A 16588-nucleotide genomic window follows, 5' to 3' on the forward strand; every position below is an offset into this window, starting at 1 on the left:
TACGTTGTTGGAGATTTGTTGTGCGTCGATTTATTTTATTTATTCCCCTCGTTATTTTTATCGGGATGGGAGCATTTTTATGGAAAGGGCTAGCGCTAGACCCTACTGAGCTACCTTCGGCGTTGCTTGATAAGCCCTTGCCCGCCTTTGAGCTTCCTTCGCTTTTAGATCCTGAGCGTCAAGTGACGGAGGCCGACTTAAAAGGTGAAGTGGCATTAGTGAATGTGTGGGCGACATGGTGCCCCTCTTGTAAAGAGGAACATGCACAGTTAAACCGCATTAAGGCGGAAGGCTATAAAGTTATAGGTATTAATTACAAGGATGATCGGGAAAAAGCGGATATATGGCTCAAAAAATATCTGAACCCATACGCGTTTAACATCTTTGATGATAAAGGTAGCCTAGGCTTAGATCTTGGGGTTTATGGTGCGCCTGAAACGTACGTGATCGATGCTGAAGGTATTATTAGATATAAGCATGTCGGCGTTGTTGATCAGCGTGTTTGGGAAACATTAAGAACCGTAATGGATCAGCTCAAACAGAGTGGAAAGGTGTCAGCAGAATGAGATATTTAGTGGCGCTTATGTTGGTTTTTATCCCGCTTAGTGTTTTTGCGGCGATAGATACTTATGAGTTTAAGGATGAGGCAACACGCGCACGTTTCCATACGTTAACCTTTGAGTTGCGTTGCCCTAAATGCCAAAACCAAAATCTTCAAGACTCTAACTCCCCGATCGCTGCCGATCTTCGAAATGAAGTGTATAAGATGGTGCAGGCTGGCAATGATGATGCTGAAATTAAAGCGTTTATGGTGGCTCGTTATGGCGAATTTGTACTGTATAAACCGCCGGTAAATGAGACCACGTATATATTGTGGTATGGCCCATTTGGTTTGGTGGTTATCGGTATTATTGTGTTGGTAGCCGTTTCTAGGAAGCGTAAACGTCACGAAAGTGAAGTGGATGACTTGGAAACTCACCTAAATAAAGACGAGACGGATCGATTGAACGATATTTTGGGTAAAGGTGAGCATAAATGATCGAGTTATGGATTGGCATTGCGGGCTTAACGTTGCTTGCAGTCGCGTTTGTTTTTCTTCCTTTTGTGCGCGCTAAACGTGTTGCTGAGAGTGTGTCGGCAGAAGACCGTGGGCAGCAAAATATTGAGATATTTCGTGAGCGTTTGTCTGAACTCGAGCGTGAAAAGGCGGCAGGCAATTTAGATGAAACGGATTTCGTTACACTAAAAACGGAATTAGAGCGAAATTTACTGTCTGATGTTGAAAGCTCAGGGCCTGCATCTGGCAGTGTTCAGCTGACAAAACAGGCCTTAGTGACGGTAACGCTTTTAGCTATGCTAATTCCTGCATCAGGTATTGGTTTGTATTCTGTTTTTGGGCGTTCAGCTGATTTAGAGATCGCCTTACATCAGCCAAAAGATCCGTTTAATGGCCAAAAACCAACACTTGAACAAGCCATTGCTCAGCTTGAGAAAGAGTTACAGTTGAATCCGGATAACCCTGAAGGTTGGTTCCTGTTATCGACAACATATATGAATCAAGGGCGCTACGCTGAAGGTGCCGAAGGGTTTAAGCGAATATTAGATATCCTACCGGTTGATGCACCTCAATATGCCAGTGTTAATGGGCAGTATGCGCAAGCGCTGTTTTTTGCCGCGGATAGCAAAATGACGGATGACGTGCGTGCGCAGATAGAGAAGACATTAGCGATTGAGCCTCTCGAGATTACTGCACTAGGGTTGTTAGGTATCGAAGCTTATGAAAAGCAAGATTTTGAAGCCGCTTTAGAGCATTGGTTGTTAGCGCTGAGAAATGCAGAGGGTCCAACAGCAGACTCACTGCGTTCAGGTGTGCGTAAAGCTCGGGATGAGTTGATCGCGCAGGGCAAAAATGTGCCTGATATTCCTGAGCTAGATATTGCATCAGTCGCTTTAAATGTTGACCTAAGTCCCGAATTAAAAGCAAAGGCAACGCCCGAACAAGCGGTTTTTGTATTTGCTAGAGAGGTTGGGGGTAAGATGCCATTAGCAGCGGTTAAGCTTAGTGTATCCGATCTACCAACTCAGGTCGTGTTAGATGATACAATGGCAATGAATCCCCAAGCGACACTCTCGTCAGTCGCTCAAGTTGAAGTCTCGGCTCGAATTTCTTTATCGGGCCAGCCTCAAGCGCAAAAGGGTGATTTCTACGGTATTATCTCGCCTGTAGAGGTGAGAGGGGCGAAAATACCTTTGATGTTGGTTATCGATAAGGTTGTCGAATAAAACCAGCTCTTTTATAGTTGTATGATTATCGATAATCACAAGAGAAAGGGGCGCGACTAGGCACATGGAAATCGGTCTGCGTGAATGGCTGATTGTTGGCGGTGTAATATTAATACTGCTAATAATTATAGACGGATGGCGACGCATGCAAAGCGGGCGTAACCGTCTTAAAATGAACATTGATAAGAACTTTGTTGATGCGCCTCCCCCTGTTGATAATCAAGCCTTTAATCCAGAGTTACCGGGTGGTGGTGCGCGCCGCGTTGCGTTAGACAGCGACCCGCTTTTTTCTGACCACCGCCCAGAGCTAGCACCTGATAAAGATGCTATGTTTACGCCCCATTCTGAAACGCTTCAGCAGCCTGACAAGCATGATTGGGACGATAACCTATCCCTCGATGACGGAATTGTCAGTCCTGTGAGGACAGTTACCTCCGCATCGGCTGATGACGATATCAGTTTGCCCAATGACTTTATGGCTTCAGGCGCGCCTGAAACCATGCCAGATACTCAGGCGACACCCGCGCCCTTCGGTTTTTCTGAAGATGGTATCTTAGGTCCTGCGCGGGTTGTTCCTACTCCAGCTGTAGAACCAGAACCGCCATTAGTAGAGATAGAGCAAGAGCCTTCTGATATGACACTTGGGTCATCGGTCGATACGGTGCAAGATGCTATAGAGGAACATGATCCTATTGACGAGGCTGAGTCAGCAACAAAATCTGAGATGCTTGATGTTATTGACCAGTTAGTCGAAGGCATGAAAGATGTTGAGCCAGAGCCAGAGCCAGAGCCAGAGCCAGAGCCAGAGCCAGAGCCAGAGCCAGAGCCAGAGCCAGAGCCAGAGCCAGAGCCAGAGCCAGAGCCAGAGCCAGAACCAGAACCAGAACCAGAACCAGAACCAGAACCAGAACCAGAACCAGAACCAGAACCAGAACCAGAGGTCCGCGCCGCTGAGTGGCAGCCTACGCTGATTCCTGACGAGCCTGCTGCAGAGGATATGGATTTCGAAAAACCGATCACTGTACTTATGACAGAGATGGGTGACGAGACTGGTTTTGACGAAGAGGAGCATCAGACACCTGATGCCTTCCCTGAGCTTGATTTAGCCGGGGTGGAAGCAACAACGCCTGTGGAGGTCGATGCAGGTGAACAAGCAACGCTTGCTTTTGATTTTCCTGAAGAGGCACCTGAACCGCCATATGATCCGTTTGCCGGGTTAACATTGGGCTCTGCGTTAGATGAGGGTTTGAATGAATCGACAACGGCGCGAGTTAAGGCTGAAGACGTGTCCTCTAACATCTCCGCCCTTGATGAAACGCCGGTTGAAAGGACCTGGTCTGAAGAGCCCCCATTTGATGATGGCTTTGCGGCAGAAAATCATGATGTTATGGATGAGGCTCCATTAGAACCAGCCCCCGTAGTGGGTGCGTCCGTTGCTGATGCGCCTTCACGGCGTAAAGTGTTGGAAAAAGAGCCCGATCCCGAAAACGTATTAATCATATCGGTTATCGCTAAGTCGACTGACCAGTTTGATGGCGCGGTATTACAAAAAATCATTGATGCTTGTGGTATGAGCTTTGGTGATATGTCTATCTATCATCGCTTTGAAGATGAAGAGGGGCCGAGCGCAGTTCAATTTAGTATGGCTAATGCTTTACCTCCGGGGACCTTTGAACCGGATGATGCTCAGAGCTTAACGACTAAGGCCGTTATGTTCTTTATGTCCATGGAAGAGCCTCGTGATGTGATGGATGCGTTTGAGTGCATGTTGGCAACCGCTGAGACCGTAGCCAAGCATTTAGGCGGGGAGATGCTCGACGAAAACCGATCGGTCTTGCGCACCCAAACCATGGAGCATTACCGCCAACGCGTGCGTGATTTCGAAATGAAAAACCTTAAAAAACGCGGCCGTTAAGCCGCGTTTTCTTCTTTATTAAGTCGAGCTTTCATAGTGTCTATTGAACAACAGATTCAGCAGTTGCGAGAGCAGCTAAATAAACATAACTATCGTTACTATGTGCTGGATGATCCTGAAGTACCGGATGCTGAATATGACCGTCTGTTTCAACAGCTTAAATCACTAGAAGCGGAACATCCGAGTTTGATTACGCCTGAATCACCTACCCAACGGGTGGGCGGTGCGCCTTTAGCCGCGTTTAAGCAAGTTCAGCATGAGCTACCCATGCTGTCCTTAGATAATGCATTTAACGCTGAGGATATGCAGGAGTTTAATCGTCGTATTGTTGATCGGTTAGCGTATCCCGCGGATACTGAGATCGGTTACGCCTGTGAGCCGAAGTTGGATGGTATTGCTATCAGCTTACTTTATGAAAACGGCGTGCTTATTAGGGGCTTAACGCGTGGTGATGGTTCAACGGGCGAAGATATCACGCTCAATGTTCGAACCATCCCTACGATTCCTCTCAAGCTTTCAGGCAGTGACTATCCAGAGCGGTTAGAGGTGCGTGGTGAAATATACATGCCGAAAGCCGGCTTTAATGCGCTCAATAAGCGAGCTGAGCAGCGGGGAGAGAAACCTTTTGTGAACCCTCGCAACGCAGCCGCGGGAAGCTTACGTCAGCTGGACCCCAAAGTAACCGCCTCTCGTCCTTTAGAGATGTGTAGTTACAGTGTAGGGGTTGTTGAAGGGGGGGAACTTGCCGATGGTCATGCTGCTATTTTACGGCAGTTAAAAAACTGGGGGTTTAAATTGAACCCACTGCTTGAAGAGGTGAGTGGTGTTCAGGGATGTCTAGATTACTACACGCGGGTAGCGGCGTTGCGCGACACGCTACCTTATGAGATAGATGGCGTCGTTTTTAAAGTTAATAACTTAGCATTACAGAAAATCTTAGGCTTTGTCTCTCGCGCGCCTCGTTGGGCGATAGCCCATAAGTTTCCGGCTCAAGAAGAGATGACCGTCGTTAGAGCGATTGAGTTTCAGGTCGGTCGAACGGGTGCGGTGACGCCTGTGGCACGTCTTGAACCGGTTTTTGTCGGTGGTGTAACGGTGTCTAATGCGACCTTGCACAATATGGATGAAGTCGAGCGTTTGGATGTGCGTGTAGGCGACAGTGTCGTTATTCGACGTGCAGGAGATGTTATCCCTCAAGTGGTGCGTGTCATCATTGAGAGGCGACCTGATGCCGCTACGCCGGTTGTTGCACCACTAACATGCCCTGTTTGTGACTCTGATGTTGAACGCCTTGAAGGTGAGGCGGTGGCGCGTTGTACCGGTGGACTTTACTGCGCAGCACAGCGGAAGGAGGCGTTAAAGCATTTTGCCTCCCGTAAAGCGATGGATATTGATGGCTTAGGTGATAAGTTGATCGAGATGTTGATTGATCTCGACCTTGTACATAACCCTGCAGGTCTCTATCAATTAAGAGTCGAACAGCTGGAAAAACTTGAACGCATGGGGCCTAAATCGGCAGAGAATTTAGTGAACGCAATCCGCGTGAGTAAGGCAACGCAATTTCCTCGTTTTCTTTATTCACTCGGTATTCGTGAGGTAGGTGAGGCGACGGCCCGGGCATTAGCCCTGCACTTTGGTGATTTAGATCCATTGATGGCTGCAACGGAAGAAGCCCTATTAGAGGTGCCTGATGTGGGGCCGATTGTTGCTAAACATATTATCCGCTTTTTTGCAGAACCCCATAATCGTGAGGTTATAGCGGACCTGCTTGATAAAGATAAAGCGGGCGTGCATTGGGATATTATTCAGCCTGTAGAGCGTGAAGCGCTCCCTTTAGCGGGTAAAACATGGGTGTTGACCGGTAAGCTTGAGCAGATGGGGCGGAGTGATGCGAAAAACCATTTATTGGCCCTAGGTGCTAAGGTTGCAGGCAGTGTCTCTGCAAAAACGGATTGTGTCGTTGCGGGACCTGGTGCAGGGTCGAAATTAAAAAAAGCGGCCGAATTGGGCATTGAAACAATGGATGAAATGCAATTTATTGCGTTTCTTCAACAACATGGAATGGCTGACGTATGATGATTCTGAGTAAAAAAGTATTTTTTCTACCTGTTATTGTATTGATGTTGAGTGGTTGCTTTGGTTCCTCTACTAGGCCGGCGTTGCTGATTTGTGAGGAACTTGATGATAATGAGGAGTGGGTTGAACCAGCGGTATTGGCGCAGCAAAAATATGGTACGCCTATCTCATTGTCCTTAGTCCTGCTGGAACTGCCTTTATCGGACCTAGATAAAAAACATGTTAGGCCGCGGAGTGCCGATTGGGATGAGTACCGTATTCGCAGTGAACGTTGGGATGCTTCACCACAGGTCCCAGCCGATGCGGTTGATTTCATCGGTTGGTTTACCCAGCAGAGTGTGAAGCGAAATAATATTGCTTGGCAGGATGCGGGTGAGCATTATCTTGCTTTGCGTTTAGGTCACGGTGGTTATCATCGTTTTGAAGCAGATAAATACCCAGAGCTAGCGCAGCAAGCCAAAGGTGTTGAGCTTAGAGCGCAGCGCTGGTCAAACGAGTTACAGGCTTGTAAAGGGCAGTGGCAAGGTGAAAGCTGGTTTAATAAGTTAAAGCTTTGGTAGCTGTGGATACGCCTAAATGATCATTCCTTATGAACAACTTCATCCTGATACGCTTAATGCGCTTATCGAAGAGTTTGTTAGCCGAGATGGCACCGATTATGGCACGAGCGAGATCTCGCTTGCCGCGAAAGTTGAGCAGGTTCGATGCAAGCTGGCTGCCGGTGAGGCGGTGATCTTGTTCAGCGAGAGTAAAGGCCTTTGTAATATAGTCCATAAAGATATGTTATGAATCGGGCTGGCCTGTAACATCGTTTGTCGCTGAGCCCAATTGAAAAGAGGTAGTTCAAATGGATCAGCTTGAGCAGACTATCAGTGTTATTGCACTGACGATGGGTGTGGGTTGGGCAAGCGGTATTAACCTTTACGCCACTATCTTTATGCTTGGGTTACTTAACAATATGGGCCACATTGCACTGCCTGAAGAGCTTCAAGTGGTGGGTGATCCTTTAGTTTTGATGGCCGCGGGCTTTATGTATTTTGTCGAGTTTTTTGCCGATAAAATCCCAGGTGTCGATAGTGGGTGGGATGGTTTACACACCTTTATTCGTATTCCTGCGGGGGCTGTTTTAGCCGCGGGGGCTGTGGGTGACATGTCGATTGCCGTTGAACTGGCGGCAGCGCTGGTTGGTGGATCCTTAGCGGCGGGGAGTCATGCTGCTAAAGCGGGGAGTCGGGTGTTGATCAATACCTCCCCTGAGCCAGTGACAAACTGGACGGCATCGATCAGTGAGGACCTGCTTGTGATCGGCGGCTTATGGGCTGCGTTAAATCACCCTGTTTGGTTTTTAGCGGGTTTAGTGTTGTTTCTTCTCTTGCTTGTGTGGTTGTTACCCAAACTATGGCGAGGGATTAAAAAAGTCTTTCATTTTATTGCAGGGCTATTTGGCGGCGCACAAGATGAGCCGAAAGGGCCTTTGCCGACACTCTCAACTAAACCCAGCGCTCCAAATGAGGTCCGCTAACCAGTAATCGTAGTAGATCGGTACGGCAGACGATACCGACTACTTGATCTTCATTATTGACGACCGGTATTGAGTTAATATCGTTCTCGATAAAATTGATGGCAACGCTTTGGATTAATGTTTCGGGTGTTGCTGCAATTAATTTCTTTGAATAAATCTCACTAATAAGCGAAATTGAATCGGTACCTGCTTGGACTAAATCGGCTTTAGATATGAGTCCGAGCGGCCGCTTATCCTCATCGGCAACCACTAAATGGCTGATCTCTAAGCTGAGCATCCTTTTCCATGCAGTGCTCACAGTTACCGTCGGTGGAATCGTGTGCACGGGGGAGACCATAATGGTTGATACCGTTAGCTGGGCGCTTTCGTTCTCAGTTTCAATGCCCTCTTCATGTGCTGTGTATGCAAGGGTTGCCGCATCATGGTTGGTATGGGGTTTCCCGGGGCCTGGGATAATAAACTTTTCACCGTCCGAATGAAGTTTATCTTCTGTGTCAGCGCTTCTGTGTGTATGACGACTTTTTAATACCGAATCTACACCCCGTTTAGGAAACAGCGCTTCCTTCGGTGTCTGTATGCGATAACCGTGGTCGTATACGTAAAGGGCCATAACAGCTCCATCTTCGTTTTTGTTTAAGTATCAATCGATACATGTGTTTAACCTAACACACATACTCTTTACTTATATCGCCCGCTTTATCAAGTTCTTAATAATAAACCGCGCAGGGTTAATCGAATCTATTAGAGTCTTAGGTAGGGGTAAAGGTTCATTACAGATCATAGAGGCAAGCAATTCTGCGGAGATTGGGCAGGTTATGAGCCCTTTAGATCCGTGACCTGAGTTTACATAGAGATTGGGGTAGTGTTGGGCTGTTGCACCCTCAAATCGCCAATTTTTGTCCTTTCTTAAACGGGCATATGTGTCTATGTAATCAGAAAAAACAGGGGCTGGGCCGACGACGGGCATGTAATCGGGTGTGCTGCAGCGGAAAGCGGTTCTTCCTGAAAGTTGCGCTTTTTTCTTGAGTAGCGCGTGATGAAATTCTGGAAGCGCGTCGGCTAGTTTTGTTAGGTTTTTATCGTGGTCATGTTGAGTGACATCGCGTTGTTTGCCTTTAAGATCAAAGGTTGCGCCAAAGCAGAAGATCCCTTCTTGTGCCGGGGAAATATAGCCCTCACCACAAACGACAGTGTCAAGTTTGGGGAGGTCTGCATTATCCGCAGTGAGGGACACTTGTCCGCGTATCGCTTTGAGTGGCAGGTGCTTTGTTTGTTCAAACTGGCTTGCCAGTTCGGCATTACAGATGACCAAATGAGAGCAATGTAAGCGCTCACTACGGTTGTTAGTCAATGTCCATTGCTGATCAGTGTACTCAATTAGCTTGATGTCATGTTGCACAATATTGATATTTGGGTGGTTGGCTAGAGCATGACAAAAGTCTACCGGTGATACCCAGCCCGCGTCAGGGAAAAATAGCCCACTACTGGACACAGCGGTGCCACTAATGGCGGATAACTCGGCGGCGGATTTCTGTTGTACCAGTGAGGTCGGGTAGTGTTGGTTATCGATTAACTCTTGCTGTCTGATCTTTTCGTTTTCTTTTGTCGCTAGCTGAGCAACGCCACATTGAGACCAAAAGGATTGTGTTGGGTCTGTTTGTTTAAGTAGATTAGTCGTATGCAAAAAACCGGTTAGATGTAGCTCACCCTGTTTGGTGGGAGTAACCGGAAGCTTGGCATAAAGAGCGCCCTGTCGATTACCCGATCCCGCTGTGGCGAGGCGCTTCTCTTTTTCAATGATTGTGACCTTAATGCCCCGCTGCGCAAGCGAATAGGCGGTCGAACAGCCTGATAGTCCCCCTCCAATAATGGTGACATGTGTTGGCCGCGCCGATTTAGGGAGTGAGAACCAAGGTTTTGTATCTAGAGTTGGCGTTTTATGTTCGATGAAAGTGCCCGCTATTATTTCTCGTTTAAGCCCAAAACCTGAGCGCTTTTTTATATCAAAGCCAACAGCCTGTAATGATTTTCGTATTTTGCTCGCAGATGTAAATGTAGCCAGCGTCGTTGAATGAGGAGTGCTAAGTGATGCTATTTTCTCAAATAGTTCACTTGTCCACATGTCAGAGTTTCTGGAGGGGGTGAATCCATCTAAATACCATGCATCCACACTAGCAATCAGCTTTGAAAGACATTCTGTTGCATCACCTAGCAGTAGAGTGAGTTGTATATTTTTGTCCAAAAAGCTTATGCGATGAAAGCCTGTAGTGTGGATGGGATATTGAGCTAAAAGTTGTTCTGTGAAAACATTGAATTGTGGCCATTTCACATAAATTCTTTGTAAGTCACGTTTTGTAAGCGGGTATTTTTCAGCAGAAATAAAATGTAACTTGGTTTGAATATTTTTATGTTGAATAATACGGTGCGCTGTATTTAAAAAGTTAAGTCCGGTTCCAAATCCTGTTTCCGCAATGACTAAAGGTGAGCTTCCTGATAAGCGTGCATCAATATTATTTCCTTCTACAAATACGTAGTTTGCTTCCTCTACGCCATCGATCGTATTGAAATAAATATCATCAAATTCTGTAGATTTTGGACTACCGTCAATCCAGTCAAGTATAGCGTTTTGAATAAGCAATGTTGTTAATCTCAGATGTTTTTGGGTCTAAAGAGTCGATATAGAGACGGGTTAATCTAAAGCTTTGGAGGCTAATAAGTTATGAATATTATAGAGCTTAAGTGGGGATTGGGCTAGAATTGGCCAGTATATAGGAAGGTTTTTTCTTTGAGCTGTATATCAAAGTGTTTCATTTAATTTCCGCACATCGAAATCCCTTATCGTCAATGCAATCCTTGAATAGATTGCATCCGCTTTTTGTTTTTTTATTAAGCATTATTAATTTCATTACTCACATTAGATGTTACTGGCCATGAATATTTTAGAACTTATAGGAAGAAGTAAAGCGCTATTTAGTGAAGATTTAGCAGTTTGCGAAGAAGAGCTTTGCCGAATTGTTAGCCAGTCATCTTTTCTTGTCTTAGGTGGGGCAGGTTCTATTGGCCAGGCAGTGTCTAAAGAAATCTTCAAAAGAGACCCTCGTAAGCTTCATGTCGTTGATATTAGTGAAAATAATTTAGTTGAGCTTGTGCGGGATGTTAGAAGCTCACTTGGTTATATTGATGGGGATTTTCAAACATTTGCGCTAGATATCGGTTCAATTGAGTACGATGTTTTTTTTGCTGCTGACGGTAAATACGACTATGTATTGAATTTATCTGCATTGAAACATGTACGAAGTGAAAAGGATCCGTATACATTGATGCGTATGATTGATGTTAATGTTTTCAATACCGATAAAACAATAGCTCAGGCGATCAGCGCTGGGGCGAAAAAGTACTTTTGTGTATCCACAGATAAGGCTGCTAACCCCGTGAATATGATGGGTGCATCGAAGCGGATTATGGAGATGTTTTTAATGCGGCGTAGTGAAGACATTAACATCTCTACTGCTCGTTTTGCTAATGTGGCCTTTTCTGATGGGTCTTTACTTCATGGATTTAATCAACGCATTCAGAAGTCGCAGCCATTGGTTGCACCTAGTGATATTAAACGCTACTTCGTAACACCAGAAGAGTCAGGGATACTTTGTTTAATGTCATGTGTCTTTGGCAATAATCGTGATGTTTTTTTTCCAAAATTGAGTGATTCTTTACATTTGACGACGTTTTCTGATATTGCAGTAAAATATCTTGCGCAGCAAGGGTATGAAACGTATGAATGCGATAATGAAGATGAAGCTCGAGCGTTAGTGCATACGCTTCCGCTGGAAGGGAAATGGCCTTGTTTATTTACAACCAGTGATACTACAGGTGAAAAGGACTTCGAGGAGTTTTTTACTGAAAATGAAGTATTGGATATGGAACGCTTTGAAAATCTTGGCGTTATTGAAAATACACCTGGGTTTGATGCTAGCCTGATTAATAAATTTGAGGTTGCTATTGCCGCTATGAAGGCTAAGAAGGCCTGGACGAAGGGCGAGATAATAGAGCTATTTTTTGACATGATTCCAGGTTTTGGACATAAGGAAACAGGTAAATACCTTGATGGAAAAATGTAAAGGCGCTTTGTTGCATGGCTATTAATTTATCGTTTGGCGACAACCTAGTGGGTTTTGTGCGTGATATCTATCACACTGATGAGTTTATCCCCCTTCATGAGCCTACTTTCAGTGGCAATGAAAAAAAATATGTTCTAGATACGATTGAAAGCACTTTTGTTTCGAGCGTTGGTAAGTATGTTGATGATTTTGAACGCAGAATAGAAGCCTATACAGGTTGTGGTAAGGCTGTGGCTACTGTAAATGGTAGTGCCGCCCTGCACGTTGCTATGCATATGGCGGGTGTTCGCGCGGGAGACTTGGTTTTAACTCAGGCGCTAACTTTTGTGGCAACATGTAATGCTATTTATCACATGGGTGCGAATCCAGTATTTATTGATGTTTCTAAAGTGAGCCTTGGTTTGTGCCCTGTCGCGATGGAAGCGTGGTTGTGTGAAAATGCTTTTTTGAAAGATAATGGTGGATGTTTTTATAAAGATGGAAAGCAGCGTATTAAAGCGGTTGTTCCAATGCACACATTTGGTCATCCTGTTCAAATGGATGAGTTGCTGGCTGTTTGTTTAAAATGGAATATTACAGTAATAGAAGATGCAGCAGAGAGCTTAGGGTCTTTGTATAAAGGAAAGCATACAGGGACGCTTGGGGAATTTGGCGCTATCAGTTTTAATGGCAATAAAATTATTACTGCTGGCGGAGGCGGTATGGCTTTATGCAAAGATGTAAACGTGGGTTTGCATGCTAAGCATATTACAACAACAGCAAAAGCCCCGCACCCTTATGAGTTTTATCATGATGAACCAGGGTTTAATTATAGAATGCCGAATTTGAATGCGGCCCTTGGTTGTGCTCAAATGGAGGTTTTGCCTGCATTTCTTCAACAAAAAAGGGGACTTGCGGGCATGTATGAGGAGTTCTTTGCGGGTACTGAGTACCGCTTTGTATCTGAACCTTCTTACGGCCATTCGAATTACTGGTTGAACGCAATTATGTGCCCTGATCAGGAAGCACGTAATAATCTGCTGGAACTGACGAATAGCAAGGGTGTTATGACTCGTCCTGTTTGGGCATTAATGCACAGGTTACCCATGTTTGCGAAAGCATATCGTGACGATTTAATTAATTCTCAATGGCTAGAACGCATTATTGTTAATCTACCGAGTAGCCCAAAGAGCTAAGGAGTTAAGTGTTCATGCAGATTGCAGTAGTGGGCAGCGGGACGATGGGTTTAGGTATAGTCTCAGTTTTTGCTCAATATTCTGAAGTCTCAAGCATCCTGTGGTGGGGTAGAGAGAGTGGAGCTATTTGTTCTCGAAAGGAATCCTTGGTTCGAGAAATTAAGAAGATATGCCGTAAAAACGGGTTTGCAAAAAGTGATGCAGATACTTTGTTATCAAAAGTCGAAGTAATTCACTCTTTTGACTCTATCGGCGCTGCAGACTTTGTGATCGAAGCGGTTGCTGAAGATATGGATGTAAAGAAAACTCTGCTAAGCGATTTGTCTAATTATGTTTCTGATAATGCTGTTGTCGTAACAAATACATCTTCTTTATCTATTACTGAGTTGTCGATGTGTTTTCGTAATCCGGAACGTTTTTTGGGTATTCACTTTTTTAACCCTGCCAATATTATGAAATTGGTTGAAGTTGTTGCCGGTTTAGCAACATCGAGAGATGCTGTTGATCGAGCTGTAGAGGTTATCGAGGGTCTAGGGAAGGAGGCTGTTATTGTAAATGACTCTCCAGGGTTTGTTGTGAACCGGATGCTTATTCCAATGATAAATGAAGGGATATCAGTTATGGCTGAGGGCGTAGCGACAAGGGAAGATATTGATAAGGCGATGAAACTCGGGGCTAATCATCCAATTGGGCCTATATCTCTTGCTGACTTTATTGGTACAGACGTTTGCTTATCTATTATGGATACACTGCATAAAGAAACTGGAGACCCTAAATATCGTGCACACCCACTACTTAGAAAGTATGTGCGTGCAGGGAGATTGGGGCGTAAAGTAAAACGAGGTTTCTATGACTATTGAAAATAGATTAGAGATTCTCGATATAGATGATTCTGAACTGTTGAAAGCTTACTTTCCGGCGATACAGAAATTGTTTATTGATGCTTTTGGAAAGCCAATAAGTAAAGAACTTTGGGAATGGGCTTATGTGGAAAACCCGTTCGGCTCACCTAAGGTCTCTTTGGCTTTTGATGGTGAGCGATTAGTTGCTCATTATGCGGTAATCCCTATGAATCTTTCCTCTCTTGAAACAGAATTGCAGGGGTTCTTGTCAATGACAACAATGGTTGCTAGTGACTATAGGCGCCATCAGCTTTTCCAAAAAACGGCTGAGCGAGTGTATGCTCGCATCGAACGTAGTCAAAAACCAGCTGTTGTCTTTGGTTTTCCTAATGATCAGTCTGCACCGGGTTTTCGGAAAAGGTTAGGCTGGGATATTTTAGATGATTTTACGGTTGTAACGTTGACACCCGAAGATATTCCTAAGGCTCAGGATGTTTTAAATATCATATCAGCTAGAAGTTATTTTCTTAATCTGAGTGCGAAAGGGGTTGCTGATTGGAGGTGTGCTAAACCAGGTCAAGAGTGGATTTTTAGGGAAGATATTAGCATTAAATCTCATGGGCAGGAGCATGATGTTATGTATATTGCTCCAGGTTGTACTCTTTCAGGGTTAGATGACTTAAATAGCTTTAATATGATACTGCCAATCTCTCGATCTCAGGCTATTGATGCTGGTTGGGATAATGCTTTTACCTATCGTTTTGGTTATAGGCAATTTAATATGGCTGATAAGTTAGAATTTAATGTGCAAATGTGTATGTCGGACGTTTTTTGATGAAAATAATAGCGTTAACATCGATACGTTCTGAATATGACCTATTAAGTGAGTTATACCGATCTCTGGATAGGGATAAGGATATTGATTTTCGACTCGTTGTTGGTGGGGCGCATAACTCATTGCGTCATGGCAATACATATGAAGATATAGTTAAAGATGGTTTCCCTATCCTTTGTAAAATTGAAAGTTTACTTGACTCTGATAGTGCTACATCAAGGATTAAAAGTGCATCTATATTATTGCTTTCGATTATTGATATAGTAAATGGTTTTTGTCCGGATTTGATTGTTTATGCTGGCGATAGAGAAGAGGCCCTCATTGGTGCCATGCTAGGTGCTTATTTAGGTGTTCCTACCATGCACTTTTTCGGAGGGGATCATGCTGCCGATGGCCATGTTGATAACCCTGTACGTCATGCAGCGTCAAAATTATCTACTTGCCATTTAGTTAGCACTTCTGAGCATAAAAAAAGACTTCAAGCTATAGGAGAGCCTGACTCTAGGATTTTTAATATAGGTAGTGTAGCCCTAGATAAATTTGTTAATACGAAGGTAATTCACAACGTTGCAGATAGCATTCATGGGGCTCCAATTAAGAAAAAAATTGCACTATTTATTTTCCATCCAGTGAGTGGCGAGTTGGCTTGCGTTCGGCAGATTATCAATGATGCGCTAAGAGCTCTTTTTGATTCTGACTATCATGTATTTATAGGCTTCCCTAATAGTGATCTAGGTAGTTCTGATATATCTAAGGCAATAGAGCAAGCGCTTGTTGATAAGCATGATTATACTTTTTATGGGAACCTTGATAGAGAGAGATTTATTAATCTATTTCGTTCCTCCTCCCTTATTGCGGGTAACTCTTCTGCTGGAATACTCGAAGCTGCCAGTATTCCAATACCATGTATTAATATAGGGCAGCGACAGAGAGGGCGGTGCTCGGGTAATAATGTTGTTTTTGTTGATGCAGATTACTGTTCAATTAAGCAAGGGATTGACGAAGTGAATTCTGTTGCTTTTATCGAGCAACTCTCAGGTGTGAAGAATCCATATGGTGATGGCAAAGCGGTAGATAAAGCTATGGCGATTATCAAGGGAAGTGATTTTAGAACGATGTTCGAAAAAAAAGAGGATCCGCTTAGTGTCCAATCGTGAAACTGTTTTGGTAATAGCCCCGCACCCTGATGACGAAACATTAGGATGTGGAGGAGCTCTTTTACGGCATCAATTTGAAAATCATGAGGTTCATTGGTTAATTGTTACCGGTATGAGCTCTGAAGCCGGGTTTAGTTTAGATCGTATAAAGCAACGCTGTCAGGAAATTAATCAAGTTGCTGATTGTTATGGCTTTCATTCGGTACATGAACTAAATATGCCTCCTGCAGGGCTTGATGATATTCCGTTAGGGGAGATGATTACCAGAATTAGTCACGTTGTTGGCTTGGTGGAGCCTACGCAGGTTTATGTTCCATTCCGTAATGATGTGCATAGCGATCATAGGATGGTCTTTGATGCGGTTATGTCGGCTACAAAAAGCTTCCGTTATCCGTTTATAAAGCGCATTCTTGCTTATGAAACTATTTCGGAAACCGATTTTGATCTGAAGCCTGGGGCGGCGGTTTTTAGACCAAATTACTTTGTAGCTATTGATGATTTCCTTGCACGCAAGCTAGACGTTTTATCTATTTATCAGTCGGAGTTAGGTCCATTCCCGTTTCCTCGCAGTATTGAGGCAGTAGAGGCATTGTCTAAAGTTAGGGGTGTTCAATGTAATAGTCGTGCAGCCGAAGCGTTTATGCTACTTAAGGAGATTGTTTAGG

General features: G+C 44.5%; 16 protein-coding genes. 14 read left to right on the forward strand and 2 right to left on the reverse strand.

Annotated elements, in window-relative coordinates; all coding sequences use genetic code 11:
- The first annotated feature begins 20 nt into the window (after nucleotides 1-20).
- The 8 genes from A3773_RS06850 (at nucleotide 21) to A3773_RS06885 (ending at nucleotide 7796) form a co-directional block, all read left to right on the forward strand.
- Nucleotides 21-566 (forward strand): DsbE family thiol:disulfide interchange protein, encoded by a 546-nt coding sequence (locus tag A3773_RS06850; protein ID WP_067984388.1) that lies wholly within the window; start codon nucleotides 21-23, stop codon nucleotides 564-566.
- Nucleotides 563-1039, forward strand: coding sequence for a cytochrome c-type biogenesis protein (locus A3773_RS06855; RefSeq protein ID WP_067984390.1), 477 nt, complete (start codon nucleotides 563-565; stop codon nucleotides 1037-1039). Before A3773_RS06850 ends, A3773_RS06855 begins: the two co-directional genes overlap by 4 nt.
- Nucleotides 1036-2283 carry a c-type cytochrome biogenesis protein CcmI gene (gene ccmI / locus A3773_RS06860; protein WP_067984391.1) on the forward strand — a complete coding sequence of 416 codons (1248 nt, stop codon included), beginning with the start codon at nucleotides 1036-1038 and terminating at the stop codon, nucleotides 2281-2283. The genes A3773_RS06855 and ccmI overlap by 4 nt, the downstream gene beginning before the upstream one ends.
- A gap of 64 nt (nucleotides 2284-2347) precedes the next feature.
- Entirely contained in the window at nucleotides 2348-4198 is a 1851-nt protein-coding gene (gene zipA / locus A3773_RS17685) for a cell division protein ZipA (RefSeq protein ID WP_067984393.1), read from the forward strand.
- Nucleotides 4199-4234: 36 nt separating this feature from the next.
- Entirely contained in the window at nucleotides 4235-6274 is a 2040-nt protein-coding gene (gene ligA / locus A3773_RS06870) for an NAD-dependent DNA ligase LigA (RefSeq protein ID WP_067984394.1), read from the forward strand.
- Nucleotides 6271-6834, forward strand: a complete 564-nt coding sequence (locus A3773_RS06875; protein ID WP_067984397.1) for a transglycosylase SLT domain-containing protein — start codon at nucleotides 6271-6273, stop codon at nucleotides 6832-6834. The genes ligA and A3773_RS06875 overlap by 4 nt, the downstream gene beginning before the upstream one ends.
- 16 nt (nucleotides 6835-6850) lie before the next feature.
- Nucleotides 6851-7063 carry a YheU family protein gene (locus A3773_RS06880; protein ID WP_067984398.1) on the forward strand — a complete coding sequence of 71 codons (213 nt, stop codon included), beginning with the start codon at nucleotides 6851-6853 and terminating at the stop codon, nucleotides 7061-7063.
- Nucleotides 7064-7121: 58 nt separating this feature from the next.
- Nucleotides 7122-7796, forward strand: a complete 675-nt coding sequence (locus A3773_RS06885) for a DUF4126 domain-containing protein (RefSeq protein WP_067984400.1) — start codon at nucleotides 7122-7124, stop codon at nucleotides 7794-7796.
- On the opposite strand, the gene A3773_RS06890 is transcribed toward A3773_RS06885, so the two are convergent.
- Nucleotides 7765-8406 (reverse strand): CBS domain-containing protein, encoded by a 642-nt coding sequence (locus tag A3773_RS06890; RefSeq protein WP_067984402.1) that lies wholly within the window; start codon nucleotides 8404-8406, stop codon nucleotides 7765-7767. The genes A3773_RS06885 and A3773_RS06890 overlap by 32 nt on opposite strands.
- Before the next feature lie 72 nt (nucleotides 8407-8478).
- Nucleotides 8479-10434 (reverse strand): bifunctional tRNA (5-methylaminomethyl-2-thiouridine)(34)-methyltransferase MnmC2/FAD-dependent 5-carboxymethylaminomethyl-2-thiouridine(34) oxidoreductase MnmC1, encoded by a 1956-nt coding sequence (gene mnmC, locus A3773_RS06895; protein ID WP_067984404.1) that lies wholly within the window; start codon nucleotides 10432-10434, stop codon nucleotides 8479-8481.
- Nucleotides 10435-10726: 292 nt separating this feature from the next.
- Between mnmC and A3773_RS06900 the strand changes: the two genes are divergently transcribed.
- From A3773_RS06900 to A3773_RS06925, 6 genes are read left to right on the forward strand one after another with little or no spacing between them, the layout of a single operon-like run.
- A complete protein-coding gene (locus A3773_RS06900) occupies nucleotides 10727-11914 on the forward strand; it encodes a UDP-N-acetylglucosamine 4,6-dehydratase (RefSeq protein ID WP_067984706.1) in 1188 nt (395 codons plus the stop codon).
- A 14-nt stretch (nucleotides 11915-11928) separates the two neighbouring features.
- Nucleotides 11929-13089, forward strand: a complete 1161-nt coding sequence (locus A3773_RS06905; RefSeq protein ID WP_067984406.1) for a LegC family aminotransferase — start codon at nucleotides 11929-11931, stop codon at nucleotides 13087-13089.
- A 14-nt stretch (nucleotides 13090-13103) separates the two neighbouring features.
- The gene (locus tag A3773_RS06910; protein WP_067984407.1) at nucleotides 13104-13949 is read left to right on the forward strand and encodes a 3-hydroxyacyl-CoA dehydrogenase family protein; all 846 of its coding nucleotides are present in this window, start codon (nucleotides 13104-13106) and stop codon (nucleotides 13947-13949) included.
- Nucleotides 13939-14766 carry a GNAT family N-acetyltransferase gene (locus A3773_RS06915; RefSeq protein WP_067984410.1) on the forward strand — a complete coding sequence of 276 codons (828 nt, stop codon included), beginning with the start codon at nucleotides 13939-13941 and terminating at the stop codon, nucleotides 14764-14766. Before A3773_RS06910 ends, A3773_RS06915 begins: the two co-directional genes overlap by 11 nt.
- A complete protein-coding gene (gene neuC / locus A3773_RS06920; protein ID WP_067984412.1) occupies nucleotides 14766-15923 on the forward strand; it encodes a UDP-N-acetylglucosamine 2-epimerase in 1158 nt (385 codons plus the stop codon). Before A3773_RS06915 ends, neuC begins: the two co-directional genes overlap by 1 nt.
- On the forward strand, nucleotides 15910-16587 hold the full coding sequence (locus A3773_RS06925; protein ID WP_067984414.1) for a PIG-L deacetylase family protein: 678 nt from the start codon (nucleotides 15910-15912) through the stop codon (nucleotides 16585-16587). The genes neuC and A3773_RS06925 overlap by 14 nt, the downstream gene beginning before the upstream one ends.
- Nucleotide 16588: the final 1 nt, after the last annotated feature.

The sequence above is a fragment of the Neptuniibacter pectenicola genome, assembly GCF_001597735.1.
Lineage (GTDB): Bacteria > Pseudomonadota > Gammaproteobacteria > Pseudomonadales > Balneatricaceae > Neptuniibacter > Neptuniibacter pectenicola.

Coding starts and splice junctions, on each gene's coding strand:
- A3773_RS06890 (WP_067984402.1), bottom strand. CDS start 8,406: ATGGCCCTTTACGTATACGACCACGGTTATCGCATACAGACACCGAAG.
- A3773_RS06905 (WP_067984406.1), top strand. CDS start 11,929: ATGGCTATTAATTTATCGTTTGGCGACAACCTAGTGGGTTTTGTGCGT.
- neuC (WP_067984412.1), top strand. CDS start 14,766: ATGAAAATAATAGCGTTAACATCGATACGTTCTGAATATGACCTATTA.
- A3773_RS06910 (WP_067984407.1), top strand. CDS start 13,104: ATGCAGATTGCAGTAGTGGGCAGCGGGACGATGGGTTTAGGTATAGTC.
- A3773_RS06885 (WP_067984400.1), top strand. CDS start 7,122: ATGGATCAGCTTGAGCAGACTATCAGTGTTATTGCACTGACGATGGGT.
- ccmI (WP_067984391.1), top strand. CDS start 1,036: ATGATCGAGTTATGGATTGGCATTGCGGGCTTAACGTTGCTTGCAGTC.
- A3773_RS06880 (WP_067984398.1), top strand. CDS start 6,851: ATGATCATTCCTTATGAACAACTTCATCCTGATACGCTTAATGCGCTT.
- A3773_RS06900 (WP_067984706.1), top strand. CDS start 10,727: ATGAATATTTTAGAACTTATAGGAAGAAGTAAAGCGCTATTTAGTGAA.
- A3773_RS06855 (WP_067984390.1), top strand. CDS start 563: ATGAGATATTTAGTGGCGCTTATGTTGGTTTTTATCCCGCTTAGTGTT.
- A3773_RS06915 (WP_067984410.1), top strand. CDS start 13,939: ATGACTATTGAAAATAGATTAGAGATTCTCGATATAGATGATTCTGAA.
- zipA (WP_067984393.1), top strand. CDS start 2,348: ATGGAAATCGGTCTGCGTGAATGGCTGATTGTTGGCGGTGTAATATTA.
- A3773_RS06875 (WP_067984397.1), top strand. CDS start 6,271: ATGATGATTCTGAGTAAAAAAGTATTTTTTCTACCTGTTATTGTATTG.